This is a genomic window from Shewanella putrefaciens (genome assembly GCF_016406305.1).
GTDB classification, from domain to species: domain Bacteria; phylum Pseudomonadota; class Gammaproteobacteria; order Enterobacterales; family Shewanellaceae; genus Shewanella; species Shewanella putrefaciens_C.
Genome location: NZ_CP066369.1, coordinates 2,159,802 through 2,179,664, shown reverse-complemented (window position 1 = coordinate 2,179,664; position 19,863 = coordinate 2,159,802). Strand labels below are relative to the sequence as shown.

General features: G+C 46.5%; 16 protein-coding genes. 2 read left to right on the top strand and 14 right to left on the bottom strand.

What is annotated here, in order from left to right:
- Genes JFT56_RS09405 through JFT56_RS09360 form a run of 10 tightly spaced genes read right to left on the bottom strand, consistent with a single transcriptional unit; the run spans nt 1 to nt 10,762 of the window.
- The gene (locus JFT56_RS09405; RefSeq protein ID WP_198783358.1) at nt 1–1,050 is read right to left on the bottom strand and encodes a protein-glutamate methylesterase/protein-glutamine glutaminase; all 1,050 of its coding nucleotides are present in this window, start codon (nt 1,048–1,050) and stop codon (nt 1–3) included.
- 2 nt (nt 1,051–1,052) lie between these two features.
- On the bottom strand, nt 1,053–1,673 hold the full coding sequence (gene cheD, locus JFT56_RS09400; protein WP_198783357.1) for a chemoreceptor glutamine deamidase CheD: 621 nt from the start codon (nt 1,671–1,673) through the stop codon (nt 1,053–1,055).
- Nucleotides 1,660–2,505, bottom strand: coding sequence for a CheR family methyltransferase (locus tag JFT56_RS09395; RefSeq protein ID WP_198783356.1), 846 nt, complete (start codon nt 2,503–2,505; stop codon nt 1,660–1,662). Before JFT56_RS09395 ends, cheD begins: the two co-directional genes overlap by 14 nt.
- A complete protein-coding gene (locus JFT56_RS09390; protein ID WP_198783355.1) occupies nt 2,506–4,479 on the bottom strand; it encodes a methyl-accepting chemotaxis protein in 1,974 nt (657 codons plus the stop codon).
- Nucleotides 4,480–4,484: 5 nt separating this feature from the next.
- The gene (locus JFT56_RS09385; RefSeq protein WP_198783354.1) at nt 4,485–4,997 is read right to left on the bottom strand and encodes a chemotaxis protein CheW; all 513 of its coding nucleotides are present in this window, start codon (nt 4,995–4,997) and stop codon (nt 4,485–4,487) included.
- 14 nt (nt 4,998–5,011) lie between these two features.
- On the bottom strand, nt 5,012–7,231 hold the full coding sequence (locus JFT56_RS09380; RefSeq protein WP_198783353.1) for a chemotaxis protein CheA: 2,220 nt from the start codon (nt 7,229–7,231) through the stop codon (nt 5,012–5,014).
- A gap of 17 nt (nt 7,232–7,248) precedes the next feature.
- A complete protein-coding gene (locus JFT56_RS09375; RefSeq protein ID WP_198783352.1) occupies nt 7,249–7,614 on the bottom strand; it encodes a response regulator in 366 nt (121 codons plus the stop codon).
- Nucleotides 7,615–7,617: 3 nt separating this feature from the next.
- A complete protein-coding gene (locus JFT56_RS09370; RefSeq protein ID WP_198783351.1) occupies nt 7,618–9,312 on the bottom strand; it encodes a SpoIIE family protein phosphatase in 1,695 nt (564 codons plus the stop codon).
- Nucleotides 9,313–9,314: 2 nt separating this feature from the next.
- Nucleotides 9,315–9,605: an STAS domain-containing protein gene (locus tag JFT56_RS09365; RefSeq protein ID WP_198783350.1), complete on the bottom strand. Its 291-nt coding sequence runs from the start codon at nt 9,603–9,605 to the stop codon at nt 9,315–9,317.
- 14 nt (nt 9,606–9,619) lie between these two features.
- Nucleotides 9,620–10,762: a methyl-accepting chemotaxis protein gene (locus tag JFT56_RS09360; protein WP_198783349.1), complete on the bottom strand. Its 1,143-nt coding sequence runs from the start codon at nt 10,760–10,762 to the stop codon at nt 9,620–9,622.
- Nucleotides 10,763–11,038: 276 nt separating this feature from the next.
- Between JFT56_RS09360 and JFT56_RS09355 the strand changes: the two genes are divergently transcribed.
- A complete protein-coding gene (locus tag JFT56_RS09355; RefSeq protein ID WP_198783348.1) occupies nt 11,039–13,750 on the top strand; it encodes an acetate--CoA ligase family protein in 2,712 nt (903 codons plus the stop codon).
- A gap of 88 nt (nt 13,751–13,838) precedes the next feature.
- Here the strand turns inward: JFT56_RS09355 and JFT56_RS09350 are convergent, their stop codons facing one another.
- From JFT56_RS09350 to JFT56_RS09335, 4 genes are all read right to left on the bottom strand, one after another.
- Nucleotides 13,839–14,867 carry a GGDEF domain-containing protein gene (locus tag JFT56_RS09350; protein ID WP_198783347.1) on the bottom strand — a complete coding sequence of 343 codons (1,029 nt, stop codon included), beginning with the start codon at nt 14,865–14,867 and terminating at the stop codon, nt 13,839–13,841.
- 194 nt (nt 14,868–15,061) lie between these two features.
- A complete protein-coding gene (locus tag JFT56_RS09345) occupies nt 15,062–16,687 on the bottom strand; it encodes a phosphoethanolamine transferase (protein WP_198783346.1) in 1,626 nt (541 codons plus the stop codon).
- A gap of 424 nt (nt 16,688–17,111) precedes the next feature.
- Nucleotides 17,112–17,576: a MarR family winged helix-turn-helix transcriptional regulator gene (locus JFT56_RS09340; RefSeq protein WP_198783345.1), complete on the bottom strand. Its 465-nt coding sequence runs from the start codon at nt 17,574–17,576 to the stop codon at nt 17,112–17,114.
- Nucleotides 17,566–18,738 (bottom strand): cation diffusion facilitator family transporter, encoded by a 1,173-nt coding sequence (locus JFT56_RS09335; RefSeq protein ID WP_198783344.1) that lies wholly within the window; start codon nt 18,736–18,738, stop codon nt 17,566–17,568. Before JFT56_RS09335 ends, JFT56_RS09340 begins: the two co-directional genes overlap by 11 nt.
- 680 nt (nt 18,739–19,418) lie before the next feature.
- Between JFT56_RS09335 and gloA the strand changes: the two genes are divergently transcribed.
- Nucleotides 19,419–19,829, top strand: a complete 411-nt coding sequence (gloA, locus tag JFT56_RS09330) for a lactoylglutathione lyase (protein ID WP_198783343.1) — start codon at nt 19,419–19,421, stop codon at nt 19,827–19,829.
- The last annotated feature ends 34 nt before the right edge of the window (nt 19,830–19,863 follow it).

The following is a 19,863-nucleotide window of genomic DNA, read 5'->3' as shown; positions in this document are numbered from 1 at the left end:
CTAGAGCGTGGCAAGATAATGGATAATTTTATCCGCCAATTGCGGCAATTCTACAATGTGATCAACCGCTTCACGTTTTATCGCCTCCCGCGGCATACCAAACACTACACAGCTTTGTTCTCCCTGGGCGAAGGTTGTGCTGCCCTGTTGGTGCAGTAAACTCATGCCATCGGCGCCATCTTTACCCATGCCCGTTAAAATCACCGCCGTGACGTGGGCAGCATCATACTGGGCTAAGGAAGCGAACATCACATCCACCGACGGTCGATGGCCACTCACTTTATCGCTTTGATTAAGCTTTACCTTATAACTTCTGCCCACTTTCACTACTTCGAGGTGATAATCCCCGGGCGCAATATAGACGTAGCAAGGCAAGAGGCGCTCACCGTCTTCGGCCTGTTTCACATTGAGCCGGGTCAGTTTGTTGAGGCGCTGGGCAAAACTCAGTGTAAATCCGGGCGGCATATGTTGGGTGATAACGATGGGCGGCATGACTGCGGGTAAGTGTTGCAGCAGATACAATATGGCCTCGGTGCCACCTGTCGATGCACCAATGGCAAGGAGATGCTGATCGACAACTACCTTCGGCAGTATTGCCTTAGCGGGTGAAATGCCCTGAGCCGTTGCCGGCAGTTTTTGGGTTTTAATCAGTTTGGCATGGGCCGCGGATTTAATTTTCGCTAAGATCAGCTCTTGATAATCGTTAAAACCTTGGGGGGAATCGAGTTTTGGCTTAGGGATAAAATCGACCGCGCCTAAGGCTAAGGCATTAAAGGTTGCATCAGCGCCCTGCTCGGTTAACGATGAAATCATCACGACGGCGGTCGGTCTGGCCTTCATCAAGCGGTCAAGAAAAGTGAGCCCATCGACCTTAGGCATCTCGATATCTAAGGTGATCACATCGGGCCTAAATTGATTCACCATATCCTTTGCCATATAAGCATCGGCTGCCATGCCCACTAAGTGCAACTCGGGATCGGCTTCGATCATTTTGCCGAGCAAACTGCGGATAAGCGCGGAGTCGTCAACCACTAATACGTTAATTGCCATTGCTACTCACCAAATAGTTCAACATCGCCACCACTGGGTAGGTCGCGGATCCGCAGCCGATATTCACTCTCCCTATCTAGGATAGTGCTATTGTGCATTACTTTGATTTTTCTGACTTTAACTAAGCCAGTCGCGGGGAAGAAATACACTTTACGGGGGTAGATATCGAGCAAGTCGGCGGCAATCACAGGGATATTCTCCATGTTCAAATATTCGAGAACAAACTCAGCGTTACGCTCACCAATATTGTGTACCGTTATGCCCGTTAACATATTCCCTCCCCCAAACACTTTCGCTTCGAGTGACTGACGCCGAGCGCCTAATTTAAGCAATTCATTGATCAGCAGCTCCATGGCATACACTCCATAGCGGGCAGTATCCGTGAGAATGCCGGTGCAATTACCATTCTGGTTTGGCAGTAAAAAATGATTCATACCGCCAATATGAAGCACGGGATCATAGAGACAAACCGAAACGCAAGATCCTAACACTGTGACTATCATAGTATTTTCACGGGTGGCGTAATATTCTCCTGGCAATATTTTGACCGCATCACATGAGAAATGATGGTCAAAATACCGATTAGGTACTAGGACAGGATGTTCAATGTTAGGTTTTGGCACTCATACTCCCCTTCGCCGATTTATAGGTCGTTTGGCCTGTGGCGGTAATGATCTGAGGGAACATATTGAAGTTTTCGGAGTGCCCCGCAATATAGAGCCCATCATCGGCAAGGGAGTGCATCATGTGTTTTAAAATGCGTTCCTGGGTCGGTTTATCGAAGTAGATCATCACATTGCGGCAAAAAATCACATCGATAGGGGTGTTGATCGGCCAGAATGGATCGACTAAGTTAATTCGGGTAAAACGCAACATCTGCTGTAACTCGGGCACAACCCGTACATTGCCAAGCTGCGTACCGCGCCCACGCTGGAAAAACAGTTTTTTACGCTCATCACTGACGGTATCGATACGCTCTATGGGGTAAATTCCCCTTTCGGCCTTTTCGAGCACACCGCTGTCGATATCTGAGGCAATGATATCGACCGGGGTGTTGAAGCGACCAAAGTGCTCCGCCACGACCATAGCAATGGAGTAAGGCTCTTCCCCAGTGCTGCTGGCGGCACACCAAATCCTTTTGGTATTAGGATGTTCCACCAAAAAACGTTTTAGGATCTCAAAGTGATGGGGCTCCCTAAAAAAAGCAGTCTGGTTAGTCGTCAGTGCATTAATAAACTCCTGATGCTCACTTTGATACCGCTGCAAATACTCAAAATAGGCGGTAAAACCTGACAATTTGAGCGCCCTCAAGCGCCTAACCAATCGGCTATAGACCATAGCATCCTTGCTGTCCGCGAGCTTAATTCCCGCCAAGCGATAGAGCGTGGTCCTTGCGGTTTGGTAGTGTTCGGGCGTAAACACAAATTCCTTCCCTAAGCGCTCATATCCACTCAATCAAAAGTCTTCCCATTCATCTTGATCGGCTTGATTAAGCTTAGGCATTGGCATTTTCATTTTACTGGGCATGCGGGCCGCAGCCACCGCCGATTTCATCGCCAACTTTTTCGATGCCGCTGGGGAATGTCTGACTTGCGGCGCACTTTCCTCATCGACCCTAAAGCTGGCCACACTGTCGGCCAATTGCTGCGCCTGTGACTGCATGCTTTCGGCTGCCGCAGCGGCTTCTTCGACTAATGACGCATTTTGCTGTGTCATTTCATCCATTTGCACTATGGCTTTGCTTATCTCATCGATACCAACGGCCTGTTCATTCGATGCCGAAGCGATTTCAGTCATGATATCGTTGACTCGTTTAATGGCGACCACGATTTCCTTCATAGTGTCACCCGATTTGCCAACGAGATTATTTCCGCTTTCAATTTTACTTACAGAATCAGATATTAGAGCCTTAATATCCTTTGCGGCATTGGCAGAACGCTGCGCCAAACTTCTCACCTCGGATGCGACAACCGCAAACCCGCGGCCTTGCTCACCCGCCCTCGCGGCCTCAACGGCAGCGTTTAACGCTAAAATATTGGTTTGGAATGCAATACCGTCAATCACCCCTATGATATCGGCAATTTTGCGGGCCGATTCGTTGATTGAGGCCATCGTTTGCACGACCTGTTGAATGAGCTCGCCACCGTCAATGGCGACATCGGCGGCCTTTGAGGCTAACGCATTGGCTTGGCTGGCATTATCGGCATTAAGCTTAACCGTGCCGGTGAGCTCTTCCATACTGGCGGAGGTTTGCTCTAGGCTCGAGGCCTGCTCTTCGGTGCGACTCGACAGATCGGCGTTACCTTGGGCAATTTCAGAGGAAGCAGTATTGATGGTTTCAGCCGCTTTTTGGATATCTCTTATCATGTAAGAGAGTTTTTCAGCGGTTTGATTTGAATAGTTTTTCAAATCATTAAAGGTGCCCTCATAGTCGTTATAAATGCGCGTGGTTAAATCGCCATCCGCCAACGCCATCAACACCCTAGCGACATCCTGTAATCCACGGTCTGAGGTTTCAATCAATGAGTTAAGGCTATTGGCCAGCATAAGGAAGAAGCCCTGTTTACCCTGGGTCTCTGCCCGCTGCGAGAAATCCCCCGCCGCCGCCGCGGCCACTATGCGGGCGATTTCCTGCTCGGTTTGCACTTCAACCGTGCGGTCGAGCCATTCAACCACAGTGCCTAAGCGCTCACCCGTATTGGACACTATGGGGCTTGCCGTTAAGCGAAAATGACAACTGGCGACCTTGATAAGGGATTCATATTTACGGTCTAACTTTTCTAATAAACTCGCCTGGTGGGCGGGGTTACGGTGGAATATATCCATTGAACTGCCAATAATTTTATCCACGGAAAAATGCGGCAGCGCCTGCCTAATTTCATTTTCCGATTGACGCAGCATCACCTCCACCGAACGGTTCATATAAATGATGATACGGTTAGCATCGGCGATCATCACGTTAGTACTGGTATTGTTCAGCGCTTCTAGGGTGCGCTGGGTGATACGGTCGGCGTTAATTGTCTCCGTCAGATCAATCCACTCGACCCCAGTGCCTAAGTGTTTATTTTCACGCGTAATAATGGGTGTTAGGATCAGCTTAAATGTCCGCTTACCTATGGTAATTTGCGCAGTATGTGACTGGGTTAATCGTTCAAGCAAATTGCGCTGGTGGGCTGGGTTTTTATGGAAGATATCGATATTACTGCCCACGACCTTAGCGACCGAAAACTGTGGCAGTTCTTTACGAATATCCGCCTCGGCCTCGGATAACATAACGATGACGGCTTTATTGGCATAGATGATATTGCGGTTGCTATCGGCAATCATAAAGCTATTGCCGCTGTTATCGAGCAATTGGAAATAACGTTGTAGTTCTTCTTCCTTTTGCTGGCGCGCTTCGTCATTGCCAAACAGATTCAAAATTCCCATAACAATCACTCCTGATCAGACAGATTATTTGCATCAACTAGACCTAGCTCATCACTGCTGATCAGAGCCTGTATATTTACTAAAATGACCATTTTTTCTTCCACCGTCGCCAATCCCTTGAGATAACGGCTGTCAAATGCGGCGCCAAATTCAGGTGCGGGTAAAATTTCATCACTCGAAAGTTTAATCACATCCGACACGGCATCGACCACAATCCCCACAATCCGATCGCAGACATTGAGCATAATGACTATGGTAAATTCATCATAAGTTACTGTACCTACGTTAAATTTCATCCGTAGATCCACAATAGGCACTATATCGCCCCTCAGGTTTAACACCCCTTTGATAAAGCTAGGCGCGTTGGCAATCTTAGTCACAGCCTCGTAACCCCGGATTTCCTTTACCGACATAATATCGAGGGCGTAATGTTCCTCACCTAAGACAAAACTTAAAAATTCGACTTCATCGTGGGCGTTATATTCGCCCTTGGTTGCGATATTTGAACGACTTTCCATTACCACGTCCTCTGTTAATTTTTAATATGCAGTGCGAGTGATTCAACATCGAGGATAAGGGCCACGCTGCCGTCGCCCATAATTGTTGCCCCCGATACACCAGGAATTCTGCGGTAATGTTTTTCAAGGCTCTTTATCACTACCTGCTGTTGTCCAACTAACGCATCGACGCACAAGCCAAAGCGTTTATTGTTGCTCTCGAGTAATACGACTATGCCCTGCTCGGGCGTATGGGCATGGGGCTCTATTTCCATCAGTTGGTAGAGGTTCAGTAAGGGTAAATACTCTTCCCGAACCTTGATAAGCCGCTCTTTAGAAAGGAATTTAAGCTGTTCTATTTGGGGTTGAATCGATTCGATAATATGGACTAAGGGCAAAATATAGATTTGATGCCCCACAGAAACACTCATGCCATCGACAATGGCTAGCGTCAGCGGCAGTTGAATTTCGAAGGTTGCACCTTGACCCGCCACCGAGTCGATATCGATGCGGCCTCCGAGCGCTTCGATATTCCGACGCACAACATCCATCCCCACCCCGCGGCCCGACACGTCGGTCACTTCCTGGGCGGTGGAAAATCCCGCCGCAAATATCAACTGCCAAACGTGTTTATCATTGGCGTTATCGGCAACCTGCATGCCGTTTTCACGGGCCTTTTGCAGAATGCGTTCTCGGTTTAATCCCGCACCATCGTCGTGCACGGCGATCACTATGCTGCCACCCCTTTGGCTCGCTTTAAGGGATAACTCACCGATTTCAGATTTACCCGCTGCCAGTCTTTTTGCTGGGTTTTCAATGCCATGATCTAAGCTATTGCGCACTAAATGGGTCAAAGGGTCGACCAATTTTTCAATCATGCCCTTATCGATCTCAGTGTTTCCGCCCTCGATAGTCAAGTTAACATTCTTGCCCAGTTGCTCGGATAAGTCCCTGACCAGTCTATGGAAACGGTTAAACACGAAGGAGACGGGCAACATGCGCACCGACATGACCGCCTCTTGCATCTCACGGGTGTTACGTTCCAGTTCATTGAGTGCCGTTTTAAGTCTCTCCCCTAACTCCCCGCCAAGTTCATTGCCTATCAGCGTTAACATGGACTGGGTGATCACTAGCTCGCCCGCCAGATTGACTAAAGTGTCAATTTTTGAGGTCTCAACCCTTAGGGTGGCATCCTGCGCTGGAGGGGTGGATTTTTTACTCGCCGATTTAGCGGGCGTCGGGTTAGCGATAGAGTGTTCAGATGTTGCCTGGGCTGAGGTCGGCGACTCATGCCGTTTGGAGGCGCTTTGAATCGCCGCAGCTCCCCTAGATTTGTGATCAATAGCGTGTTGATCGCCTTGGTGCTGATTAAGTTGCTGATTTGTCGATTGCAAGACCATCGGTTGCAGGTCAAGATTATCGGTTTTAGCGCGAGTCACTACATCAGCATCCGTAGCGCCCGTGGTACTAGTGTCATTGTCCAACTGCGCGGGAGTTAACGGCTCAAAAAAGCCAAAACCCAATTCATCATCTAAGCCATTGGCTAAGTCGTCAGCTAAGTCATGATCCAAATCAGCAGCTAAGTTATCAGAAGCCGTTTTCCCCGTGGGAACGGCGATTGTTGGTTTGGGGTCAATATCCTCCACCCGGATCTCAGCTGCTGTATAAGCCTCATCAAAAAAGCCAAAATGTTCACCTTCAGTCGCGAGGGCAAGTTCAACCTCATTCTCAAAAAAACCAAATCCGAGATCGTCATCATGGGTTTGGCGCTTTGATTGAATATTTGTCCCATCGGCGACCAGTATTTCGACTTCAGGCATGGTTGTTACTGCCTTGTTCTGGGTTTTTGCATTCGGCTCAAAAGGCTCACCATTTAGGGCGGCAATGAGTTGATTTTTAGCAAATTCAACCTCTTCCCAGTCGATTGGCTCTTCTTCACGGTAGAGGCTTAAGATATGTGTAAGGGTATCAACTGTGCGCAGAAGCAAATCAATGGTGGCCGATGAGAGTTCGAAGGTGCCCTTACGTGTCCTATCGAGCAAATTTTCCATCACATGGGTGACGCTGGTGAGGGCGGTAAAACCAAAAATGCCGCTGCCGCCTTTAATAGAGTGAGCTGCGCGAAAAATCGTGTTTAATTCCTCGGGATCTGGGGTATTTAGGTCCAATGCCAGTAGCAATTGCTCCATATTTTCAAGATGTTCATGACTTTCCTCAAAAAAAACCTGATGGAATTCGACCATATTGATGGACATAATATACCCCGTTGTAGTTAGCCCAGCACTTTAGCTGTAATCGCTAATAACTTTTGGGGATCAAAGGGTTTGACCATCCATCCCGTGGCACCTGCCGCTTTACCTTGGGCCTTCATATCGTCCCCGGCTTCAGTCGTCAGCATAATAATGGGGGTGCGCATAAATGCCGACATCCCCCGCAGGGATTTGATCAAGGTTAAGCCATCCATACGGGGCATATTTTGATCGGTTAAAATAAAATCAAACCGCTGTCCACCACATAAGTCCAAGGCTTCTCGGCCATCCTTTGCTAATACCACTTGGTAATTAGCCGATTTTAATGTGGCCTCGACCATCTGTCTGATGGCTGCCGAATCATCCACTATCAATATTTTCTTACTCATGCGCTATTCCATTATGACTTTAGTGATATTACCCGGTGATATTAACGCGTAATCTTTACATAATGCTTTCACCAGTGAGAGACCTCTGCCTGACAGTTCAGGATAGTCTGAAATTGATGCTTGCACCTCCTTAAAACCCGTTCCACTATCGGCGACACAGATGTGCAATTCCTTTGTTGAACACCAGCTGATATTCACTTTGACCCAATCATCAGCGGTTAGACGCTCCGAGTTGTTCTCTCGAATACTATGGTATAACTCGAAACCATCTGGATCATTTTTCATTCTCGAGTCTAACTTTAGTACACCATGGTCTAATGCGTTATTAAACAATTCAGCGACAACTGTAAATACTTTTTGGCAAAAACTTGCAGCACAACCAAAACTAATTAAAAAATGATTGAGTGTACTTAAATAATCAGCCCTTAATAGCATAGGTCCAGAAATATGAATATTCCAGGAAAATTCCCCATCTAGATTTGATTTAAGCTTACTAAGATCTCGTCTGCTGTGCCAAGCATTAAGCATCTTAAAATCCAATGTACAAACGGTAATATCGTCAGCAATATGTTGACCAGAAAAATATTGCCTGAAGTTGTCATTTAAAAACTGCGTTAACTCACCTTGGTGCTCTTTAAATAAATTCCTTAAATTATCTACTCCCAAAGGAGTACCATCTTTAGTCCGTTGATCAATTAAACCATCACTAAATAAACAGGCATATCCCTGTTCGGGTAAATCAATCGTAAAAACATCGGCAATAAAAGTATATGGTGGCAAGATACCTATTGCCATATTCGTTGAATGAAATTTATCATTATATTCTGGCGACGAAGATACGATATCATTGCAATGGCCTTGCATGTAGACCGGCGGCATACCACCATTCCATATATAGAGCTTTCTTCGATGAAAATCGGCCTCCAGTATAATACAAGCGACAAAGCGGTCCCCTGGATTTTCCCTATGCACCTTTTCATTTAACTCACTAATGAGGGCAATTAAGGAAAATCCTTTTGTAACCATAGCCCTAAATGTGCTTGCTACGCGCATTATTGGCATGGCGGCACTGAGTCCATGGCCCGTCGAATCGGCTAACATTAAAAACAAATTACCATTAGGTGCAATGCTATTTAAAATGATATCACCGCTAAAACTGGCACTGGCCTGACAAAATGTGCGAATAAAACTAAAGTTCACATTATCAATATTCACCAAGTGCTCAAAGAGATGGCGAGCCATTTGCTCCTCCCTCGCCTTTTCATAGAGCATTTCTTCCAGTTCAATCCTTTGCTGCTTGACTTTATCTTGTAATTGCACCCGACTGAGTAAACATTCGGCTTTATACCAAAAGAGTTCCACATTGATCGGTTTAATCACAAAGTCGAGCACCCCCATTTTGAAGCAGTCAAAAATGGCTTGTGGCTCCTTTTTTTCATTAATGACAATAACCGGTATTTCTTTTTCTAATTGAACCAAGTGCTCTAATAATATGAGTGCAGTACCATCGGTTTGTAGATAATTAGCCAAAATAAGATCGACTTGATTTTGCGAAAGCTCAAAAAAAGCTTCCTCAAGGTTGTTACATACAATAACGCTATAGCCTTTTCTGTGTATAAAATCACTAATAGATTGGCTTGCGACAGGATCATCATCGACAACTAAAATAAAATGCTGCGTTGTTGGCCGCTCAAACATAACTATTCTGATCCTATAGAGTATAGCTTCTGCATATTCGCCACTCTTAAAATCTCTTCCGCCTGACCATGGGCTCCTTTTATTGACGTGGAACATCCTAATTCCTGGGTTTTACGATATAACAGCACCATCATTCCTAATGCTGAACTGTCGAGATATAATACTCGGCTAAAATCTAAGACAACATGATTAACTTCTTTTAATTTTAAAATATCTTGATAAGCGCTCGTGAAAGTTCTGTGATAGTGAAAATCAAAACGTTCTGGCAAGGCGATAATATGAATGTTTGACATAACAATATATCCAATTAAAAGAGTTCAACTTCACCACTTGTCATTTCATTCCTAGAAACTGGATTATGTGTTTCTTTTCTGTTCTGACTCATTTTTGTTGTTATTGCAGAACCTTCAATACCAAATTCTTCGTGTGATAAGCTGGTGATCTGCAAAAGAGAAGCTTTTAAATGGTGTAATGATTGATTGGTGTAACTGAGGTTTTGGGAAGTAATATCACTAAATTGCAGTCCCCTAATGGTATCGGATATTGCCCGTTCCAATTCATGGGCTGAGGAGTCAATCCGTTCAATGACTTTAGAGTCCCTTTCTGCCTTGACAATAATTTGCCTCAGCGCCGTATCAATATCCTTTTTTGCATCAATGATATATGTCATATCCTGTGCTGCAACCTTACTCACGTGCTGTGTAAGTTGCTCTATCTGTTTTTGAATCGACTTGAGCTGTTTTTGGATCCCTTCACTAAATCCTGCACTGCGGTTAGAGAGTGCACGAACCTCATCGGCAACCACCGCAAACCCGCGTCCAGCATCCCCCGCTCGGGCAGCTTCAATGGCCGCATTTAACGCAAGTAAATTGGTTTGTGATGAGATTTGATCTATATCCTGCAGGGCTTTCATCGCCTGGGGCATAGACTCATAAATGAGATTGACCTTTTCCAATAATTCCATTGTCGATGCTGACATCTCAATGGTGGATTGAATAAAGCGCTCCAATGTCTGTGAAGTATTATTGGCAAATTGCTTCATTTGCTCAGAATGGAATATTTCTGCGTCGTCGGCACTCTTAACAAGATCGGAAATAAACCCCGTTTGTTCCGTCATCAATCGGCCTAATCCATCGAAGGAATCACCCAATAAACTAACAGCATCTTCTTGAACAGTAAGAACATTATTAATATTCGTCTCACAGTCGCCGAGTGTAGAGATCGTTTCTTGATAGAGGTTGATGTGGGTTTGCCAATGGGCACTGTGCTGCTGTTTATCGACTTGTTCGTCGCAATCTTGGCTATGTGTTGTTTGCTTTTCCACGTAAAACTGCCAAAACAACATGAGTGCAACGGCTGTTATTGGGCTCATAATCCAGTTCGTCATTGAACCCAATAGGTATCCTATTACTACGGCCAAGACTGCTACGGCGCCATCCTTGTATGTCATAGAGGCTTCACAATTATTGAACAGTGATTATAAAGTAGTTTCACATTCAAGGGTTTTCAAACAACGAGTGAAAAAAATTTTTTATGCGGTTTTCCTTAATATTCAAAAAATAAGCTTTGCAGTATAGATTTTAACCAGCCAGACAAGGGGAGTAACCCTAAACGCTCGGTTTCGTCATTTAGGCATAAACTTGTCCTGCGGATACATAAACTTAACTGTGCAGCCATCAAACCCTAGGTTACACTGGCAAGGTCATTGATTGGGATGGGATCGCTTATGAGTCAACGTACGTTAAACTCCTTATTTAAACCGACTTCCGTTGCCATTATCGGCGCCTCGAATACCGAAAAACGTGCCGGAAATGTGTTGATGAAAAACCTGCTCTCCAGCGGTTTTTCGGGACCTATTATGCCCGTCACCCCTAAGTATCGCGCTGTGATGGGGGTACTCGCCTATCCCAATATCGAAGCCTTGCCCATTAAACCCGATTTGGCCGTTATCTGTACCCGCGCTTGTCGGGTGCCCGCGATTGTTGAAACCTTGGCCCAGTTTGGTTGTAAGGTGGCCATTATTATGGCTTCTGGCATGACGCAGGAATTCAATGAAGAGGGCGTGAGTCTGCTCGAGCTGACTATGCAAAACGCTAAGCGTTACGGTATGCGCATTCTGGGGCCAAACAGCTTAGGCATGTTACTGCCACCACTGGGATTAAACGCCAGCCTCGCCCATGCCAGCGCCCTGCCCGGCAAAATTGCCTTCGTGTCCCAATCGGCCGCCATTTGCACTACAGTATTAGACTGGGCCAATAACAAAGGCATTGGGTTTTCGTCTTTTATCTCCCTTGGTGACGCCACCGACATCAATTTCGATGAACTGCTTGATTACCTTGGCCGCGACAGTCGCACCAGCGCCATTATGCTGTATATCGACTCAGTGAACGAGAAGCGCCATTTTCTCTCGGCAGCCCGCGCCGCTTCCCGCAATAAACCCATTTTAGTGATCAAATCAGGCCGTAGCGCCGAAGGTGCCCGCGCCGCAAAATTACATACGGGTGGTGTTGGTGGTAACGATGCCGTGTACGAAGCCGCATTCCGCCGTGCGGGTATGCTGCGGGTTAACGATTTGATTGAACTCTTCGCCGCGGTAGAAAGTCTCGCTCACTCCAATCCCCTGCAAGGTGAACGCTTAGGCATTATCAGTAATGGCGGTGGCCCAGCGGTACTCGCCGTGGATGAACTGATCCTGCGGGGTGGCAAGTTGGCGGAATTATCGGAAAACACCATTGCCCAACTGGACGCTGTGTTGCCCAATACCTGGTCAAGGCAAAATCCCGTCGACATCATAGGCGATGCCAATGCAACTCGTTATGCCAAAGCGCTCACTATCTTAATGGATTGTGATGAGTTGGACGCGATTCTGGTACTGCATTCCCCCTCAGCCTTAGGGGAAAGTGTGGAGATTGCCGATGCGCTGATAAAAGTCATCCATGCCCACCCCAAAAAGAATCGCCTTAATATTTTAACCAATTGGAGCGGCGAAGACTCAGCCTATCAGGCTCGCAAACGCTTCACTAAGGGCGGTATCTCCACCTATCGCACCCCCGAAGGGGCCGTTGGCGCCTTTATGCATATGGTAGAATACCGCCGCAACCAAAAGTTGCTGCAGGAAGTGCCGCAATCCATCCCCGACAATATTCCCACCGATAGCCTCACTGCCCGCAAATTACTGCAGGCGGCCCAGGCTAAAGGAAAATCGGTGCTGGAAACCCACGAGGCCAGCCCCATTTTGCGGGCCTATGGCCTTAATACTATAGACACTTGGTTTGTCAAAGATGCCGATGAAGCGGTCGCCATTGCCAACGAAGCGGGCTATCCCTTAGCGTTAAAAGTGCAATCGCCGAATATCTTACATAAATCCGATGTGCACGGGGTGATGCTCAATTTAACCTCGGCCGAAGATATCCGCCACGCGGCCAATGCGATTACTAAAAGGGTACATCAGGCCAATCCCGAAGCGATTATCGAGGGCATGATAGTACAGAAAATGGCCCTCACGGCGGGGGCGCAAGAGATCCGCGTGGCCGTGATAAGCGACCCTGTCTTTGGGCCCGCCATTTGTTTAGGCGAAGGCGGCTCCGAATGGGACCCGACGAATGATGCCGCCGTTGCCCTGCCGCCGCTAAATATGGCGCTGGCCCGTTATATGGTGATCCAGGCATTAAAGACCCACAAACTCAAGGATCGACATTTACCGCTGGGCTTAGATATGAACGCCCTATGCGTGATGCTAACGCAAATATCCCACATTATTATCGATTGCCCCGAAATCGCCTCCTTGGATTTAAACCCCGTACTGGCCGCGGGCGAGCACATCACCCTGCTCGATGTGAATATTCGGCTGCATGATGCCAACGCCGATAATTCATCGCGTCTGGCTATCATGCCCTATCCGAAGGAGTTAGAAGAAATCGCCGAGCTCAAAAATGGCCTTAAGGTCATGCTGCGGCCCATTCTGCCGGAGGATGAACCTAAACATTTAGCCTTCGATAATTCACTTTCCGATGAAGACAGGTACAAACGCTATTTTGGGGTGCGCTCGAAAATGACCCATGAGGAAATGGCGGTCTTAACCCAAATCGATTATGCCCGCGAGATGGCGTTTATCGCCACTGCCAAGGGGCCAGATGGGGATGACATCACACTGGGCGCGGTGCGTGCCTCCATCGACCCCGACAATACCGAGGCCGAATTTGCCATGGCGGTACGTGGTGATCACCAAGGGATAGGTTTAGGTAAGCTCTTGCTTGAGAAACTCATCAAATATTATCAAGCCAATGATACCCAAGTGCTGACTGGCTTTACCATGTTCGAGAATCGCAACATGGCCAGCCTCGCCAAGAGTTTAGGGTTCAAAGTGAGTTTCGATATGGAAGAGCATTTGATTAAAATGCATATGGACTTAAAGGAAAATCCACCCAAAGAGGCTTAACCGTTAATACAAAGTAGGTTTAGCCGTTTATACCGAGCATGCTTAACTGCTAATGCAGAGTAGGCTTTGCCGCTAACAAAGCGCTAGCTTAACCTCTAACACAATTTCGACCATCGGATTTGGCTTCGTAGAGGGCTTTGTCGGCGCGGCTAAATAGGGTTTCGGCATCGTCCCCTTCCTGCAATGACGCAAGGCCGATGGAAACCGTTATCGCGCCTAAAGATAACTTTTTATCTTTCCCTATGGTTAAACGCCGTTCAGAGATCCGTTCCCTTAAGGTTTCAGCCACCTGTAACGCATCGTGAAAATGGGTGTTGGGCAAAAGCACCACAAACTCCTCCCCCCCATAGCGAGCGACGAAATCATCTCCCCGCACACATTGTTTTAGGGCCAGCGCCACGTAGGCGAGCACTTTATCGCCAATTTGATGCCCATAGGTATCATTGAAATTTTTAAATTTATCGATATCAATCAATAACAAACTGCAACGGGTATGTTGTTCCTTGGCGCAGTGTACATAGTCTTGGATGGCAAACTCATAGGCGCGGCGATTATGCAAAGAAGTCAGTTGATCCGTCATCGCGGCCAGACTTAAATTTTCCATCTCAGATTTGAGGCTCTGTACTTCTTGCCCCATCACATTCAGGCTCTGCTCCATATTTTGGTTATTAAGCAGTAGGTTTTGCATTTCATCCATCACCCCATCGACTAACTGATTGAGGGTATTCAGATCTGGGCTTGACTGTAATTTAATGCCAAATTCGGCCAAAGATCCCGAAAAGGCCACGGTACCTTGGTTCAATTGCGCGATTTTACTGAGTAGGGAGTTAATCAAAATCTGTGTTTCTATCTGAACATTTTCAATGACTTCTGGAGATTTTTCTTGGATAAAGTTCTTATAGAGGCTGGTATTAACCTCCTTAGTAAACAGCACATGATTAGCTATAAAACCATCGATGGCGCGATTTAAGTCGAGATTCATGCCAGAAAAATATTCATACCAGACTGTATAGTTTTCGGGGGTAACGGGAATACCGAGGGCAGACATTTGTGGCACAGCTAAACGCAGGATCTGAGCGGCAGCATCGAGTTCAGTATTTTCTGCAGGAGATGACATAAATCGCAAACCATCTAGTTGTTATGTTTTTGTATAAACTAAGTTAACTCAACTACTGCGATTTGGATATGGGAATAATCAAATATTATGATAAGGCGCAAAATAGCCAAGAGGATGTCACCATCCCCTTTGAAATCTGGCCGTTAAGCGCTTAACCTCTCTAGCTGCACCAGTTTTAGCGGCACATCAGGGGATCAGGTTCGGCAGCGGGCAAATATGTCTAATTCGGCTTGGTAAACCTGCGTCTTCACATTCATTAACCCGAGCAGGCTGTCAAACAGGTTATCGTGGGAAAAACCACCCTTAGCGGCCTCGTTAGCCAAACACTCTTGATTTAAATGGTTATCTTGGTTAAATCCATCCGACAGCCAAGCGAGCATTGGAATACTCGTTTGCTCTATGGGTGCGATGCTGTAAGGTGCGCCGTGCAAATACATGCCAGACTCCCCCAAAGACTCGCCATGATCGGAAAGATATAACATGGCGGTATCAAATTTATCTTGCTGGTGTTTAAGTTTGTTCACGACTTCACTAAGAATATAGTCCGTATATAAAATCGTATTATCGTAGGTGTTCATCAACTCTTCGGCGCTGCAGTTTTGAATATCGCTACGCTGACAATCTGGGGTAAATTTACGGTGCTGCTCAGGATAGCGCAGGAAATACGTCGGCCCATGGCTGCCGATAATGTGCAGGGCGATCACTGTATCTTTACCCTCGGCCTTTGCTAACGCTTCATCCAATTTATTGAGCAGAACCTGATCAAAACAGTATTGGCCCGAGCACAGCTCAGGATCACTATTCAAATCTATGGTGATATTCTCGACCTGATCGCACACCCCTTTGCAACCCGAATCATTGTCAAACCATTGCACTTTAATGCCTGCATGGTTGAGCACATCGATTGCCGTATCCTGGGCGTAGGCACGGCGAGCATCGTAATCTTCCCGCCCCATTCTGGAAAACATGCAGGGCAGAGACACAGCGGTGGCGGTGCCGCAGGAATGGGTGTCTTTAAACGCGATTAACCCTTGGCCCTGGGTATGGGCATTCGTTGGTTTGTCATAGCCATAATATTGGTAGTTCATCGAACGCGCCGTCTCTCCCACCACCAGCACCAGTAAATTGGGCTTACCGTTGGCATTAGTGCTGACATTGCTTGCATCTAGCCCAAGCTGTTGATATTCAATGGGAGTTTGCAAATAGTGTACATTAACGTATTTCGCCGCGGCGCCAATAAAATAGGTTGGCACTATATAACGTTTGATTTGGTCGTTATTACGGCCAAAGGCGGCGTAATCTTGGAAATAAAAGAAGGCAATCAGCCCAACACCGAGCAGCATGGCCAGCATAAACACGATTTTATGCAGCAACTCCTTAAAGAAAGGCTTGTATTGGATATCGGCCTTATAAATCAGGTATGAGGGTAAGATCCCCGTCAACAACATATTGGCAATCGAAGCAAAATTCACATACATCAAAGCTTCGGCGCTATTAGTCTGTAAGGTGTTTTCTATCATGCCGTAATCGAATACGACATTATATTGCAGAGCCGCAAAAGAGACGCTAGATGACAACAGGGTGAGTATGATAAAAAACGGTTTTATCAAATACTTAACCGTAAAGAGTGAAAATACAAAACTCAGTGCACATGCCAGAAACAAAGGCATGGTCGCAATAAAAATCGGATCGACTTGCGGCTGTGTTTCAATGCCTTTTTTAATGACTTCGAAGAGGGAAATATTAAAAATACACACGTAAAATAATGCAGTGATGAAAGTAAATCGATTCACCGACAGAGTCTTAAATCTCGCTAACACTGATAACGCTCTCTCAAATTAGTAGTTGGCCGAAGCTAACTGATATACCTTAAGATAATCTTACGGCTATATTTTTTTGCGCCATAGTATCAAGCCGCTCGCCGCAGCTCAAATGGATCATAGCGATAACTACCTAGTCAAAAACAAGCTAAAAAAACGGCCGAATCTCTGAAAATTCGACCGTTTTTTGCTCCCCAACCTATAGGGACTTGCTCGGTAGCGCCATCAAGTTGTCAATATTCTGCGACTACATTACCTTAATCGGCCGTCAGTTCAACTATTAATCCAACAAGAATGTAACAAAAGATAAGCGCTTGTAATCATGCATGATTGCTCGAGGATGATTAATCGAGGATGAATTAAAAGGATTCACTCTGAACTGCCCATAAAAAAGCGCCCATGGAGGGCGCTGTTTAAAAGCAGATTAAAACTCGTTATTCATGCGGGAAAGCAGATTGAGTAGCACTATGCGCTCTTCACTGTTCATTTTGGCGGTTAAGTCCGTCGTGAGTTGTAAATGCAGCGCATCATGTTCGAGGAACACAGCGCGGCCTTTATCGGTGAGCTCCACCAAAATTGAGCGTCGATCGCTTTCATGGGGGCGGCGAACCACCCACTGCGCTTCGACCATCTTATCGATTTGCACTGTCAGCGTTCCTGTGGTCACGCCGATTTTATCGGCCAGTTCCTTCATCCGCATCGCCCCGTGTACACCAAGGAGTTCTATCGTGTGTACCTGCGATAAACTAAACCCTTTATCGCGGACGATGGCATGCTCCCAAGAGGACAGCTTTTCGTAAAATTCGATGATCACATGGTTCAGCGCCTGATCGGTTGAATGCGCCGAAGCTAAATGCGGCTCGCTTACATGCAATTGCTCAACAGTCATTTGTCATCCTTAATTTGTCATCCTTAGTGACACACTCGCGCTGGCGGCAAGTATGCAGTTCAATGGTGATATGGGACAACTCAGGGAATTTAGCCAGTAACTGATTAAAATAACTGGCTTCTTTCGGTGAGTGGGACACAATTGACACCATAATAGCATGGTGATCGGCACTCACACGCCAAATATGCAAGTCAGCCACTTGGTGATCGGGCACGGCTTCGATGGTTTCTCTCACCTGACGTTGCAAAGAGGCTTTCACCCCACCGTCCAACAGAATTGGACTCGTTTGCTGAATGAGCCCCCAGGACCAACGGCTAATAATGATGGCGCCCACTATGCCCATCACGGGGTCGAGCCAAGTCAATCCCATATATTTACCAAAGAGTAAGGCGGCAATCGCCAGCACGGAAGTTAAGGCATCGGCTAAAACATGGAAATAAGCGGCGCGTAGGTTGTGATCATGTCCGCCGTGACTGTGGGTATGCTCATTCTCATGCTCATGCTCATGCTCATGCTCATGCTCATGCTCATGCTCATGCTCATGCTCATGCTCATGCTCATGCTCTGCATTATGGAGGTGATCTTGCTGGCAGCAATGGCTATGGTCATGATCTTCATCGTGGCCGTGATCATCGTGGTCGTGCTGATGCCCATGATCATGGCTATGATGATCTTTGAGCAAAAACACACTGAGCACATTTACCGTTAATCCTATGACCGCCACAAAAATCGCTTCGTTAAAATGAATTTGCTCCGGATTAATTAAGCGCATTCCCGATTCAATCAACATCACTAAGGCCACCAATCCCAAGGCTATCGCACTGGTGTAACCGCCGAGCACACTCACCTTACCCGTACCAAAGGCAAATGCCGGATCGTTAGCATGTTTACGGGCATAGGAATAAGCAAACAGTGTGATCATAAAAGCGGCCGCATGTGTTCCCATATGCCAACCATCGGCAAGCAGCGCCATTGAACCATATAGGGTCCCAGCGACAATCTCAGCCACCATAGTGATCACTGTCAGATAAAGCACATAACGGGTATTTTTTTCACCCTCGGTATTTTGGTTCGAAAAACCATGGCCATGTTGCCACTGGGCAATCGAGTGACCATGACCTGAGTGATATGCGGTTTCTTGTCTAGCGGGCTCTGATTTCATTATATTTTTCCCTACACGGCACAAAATTGGATACCTGATGGTAGACTCTCAATCGGATTATAGTTTGAAAATCAAAATATATGAATATCAAATTAGTTAAAAATCAAACTAATTTTCACCAGCCAGTCTCTCCTAGCTATTTATGGATGCAAGGTACGGGAATGCTGCCTTTGGGAATATGTGCCCAAAAGTGCGATCTACGGCGCGGTCAGATAGAATAAATAAGCAAAAAGCCGCTGCTGCGGCTTCTTGTTAGGGAGCAATTGCGAAGACATCTCCACAATTATTATGGTGCCACAATCGTAGCTATACCCTAAAGCTGAGTTGCCCAAGGGTCGACAATAAACATAGATTAAAAGATAGAGACAAAGAACGCACTGAAAAATAAAGCAATTACAAGTGTGGTACCTAGCGCCATTTTAAGTTCGGTGTTCATCATTCACTCTCCTAGTGGGTATGATGACATTATTATCAACCTAGTGATAAAAACCCATGTTTGTCTCTGCGTTTTGTGAGCAACAGCTAAATTATCACTCGCTATTAACCCTATTCATTCAAAAATCGTGAGGTTAACCACGGGGTAACCCACAAACATCAGCCGCTGTATCCTGCATCTTCAGGTTGTTTGGGTATACATCTTTGATATACTCCGCACGCCATTCATTTACCGAGATAATTCCATGTCGCAACTGTTACACACTATGATCCGCGTCGGTAACTTAGAACGCAGTATCGCTTTTTACACCCAAGTGCTAGGCATGAAACTACTACGCACCTCAGAAAACCCAGAGTACCAATATTCTTTAGCCTTTGTTGGCTATGGTGAGGAGTCAACCGGCCAAGCCGTCGTCGAGCTGACCTACAACTGGGGGACAGAAAAATATGATTTAGGCACAGGTTTTGGCCATCTCGCAATTGGCGATGAAGACATTTATGCCCGTTGCGCTGCCATTGCGGCGGCGGGTGGTAAAGTCACCCGCGCCCCAGGCCCAGTTGCGGGTGGCACCACGGAGATCGCCTTCGTTGAGGATCCCGATGGTTACAAGATTGAATTTATTCAGATGAAATCAGCCACCCAAGGGCTAGGATAACTTATCGTTAGCTTGAGAAGCTAGGTTCTAGTCT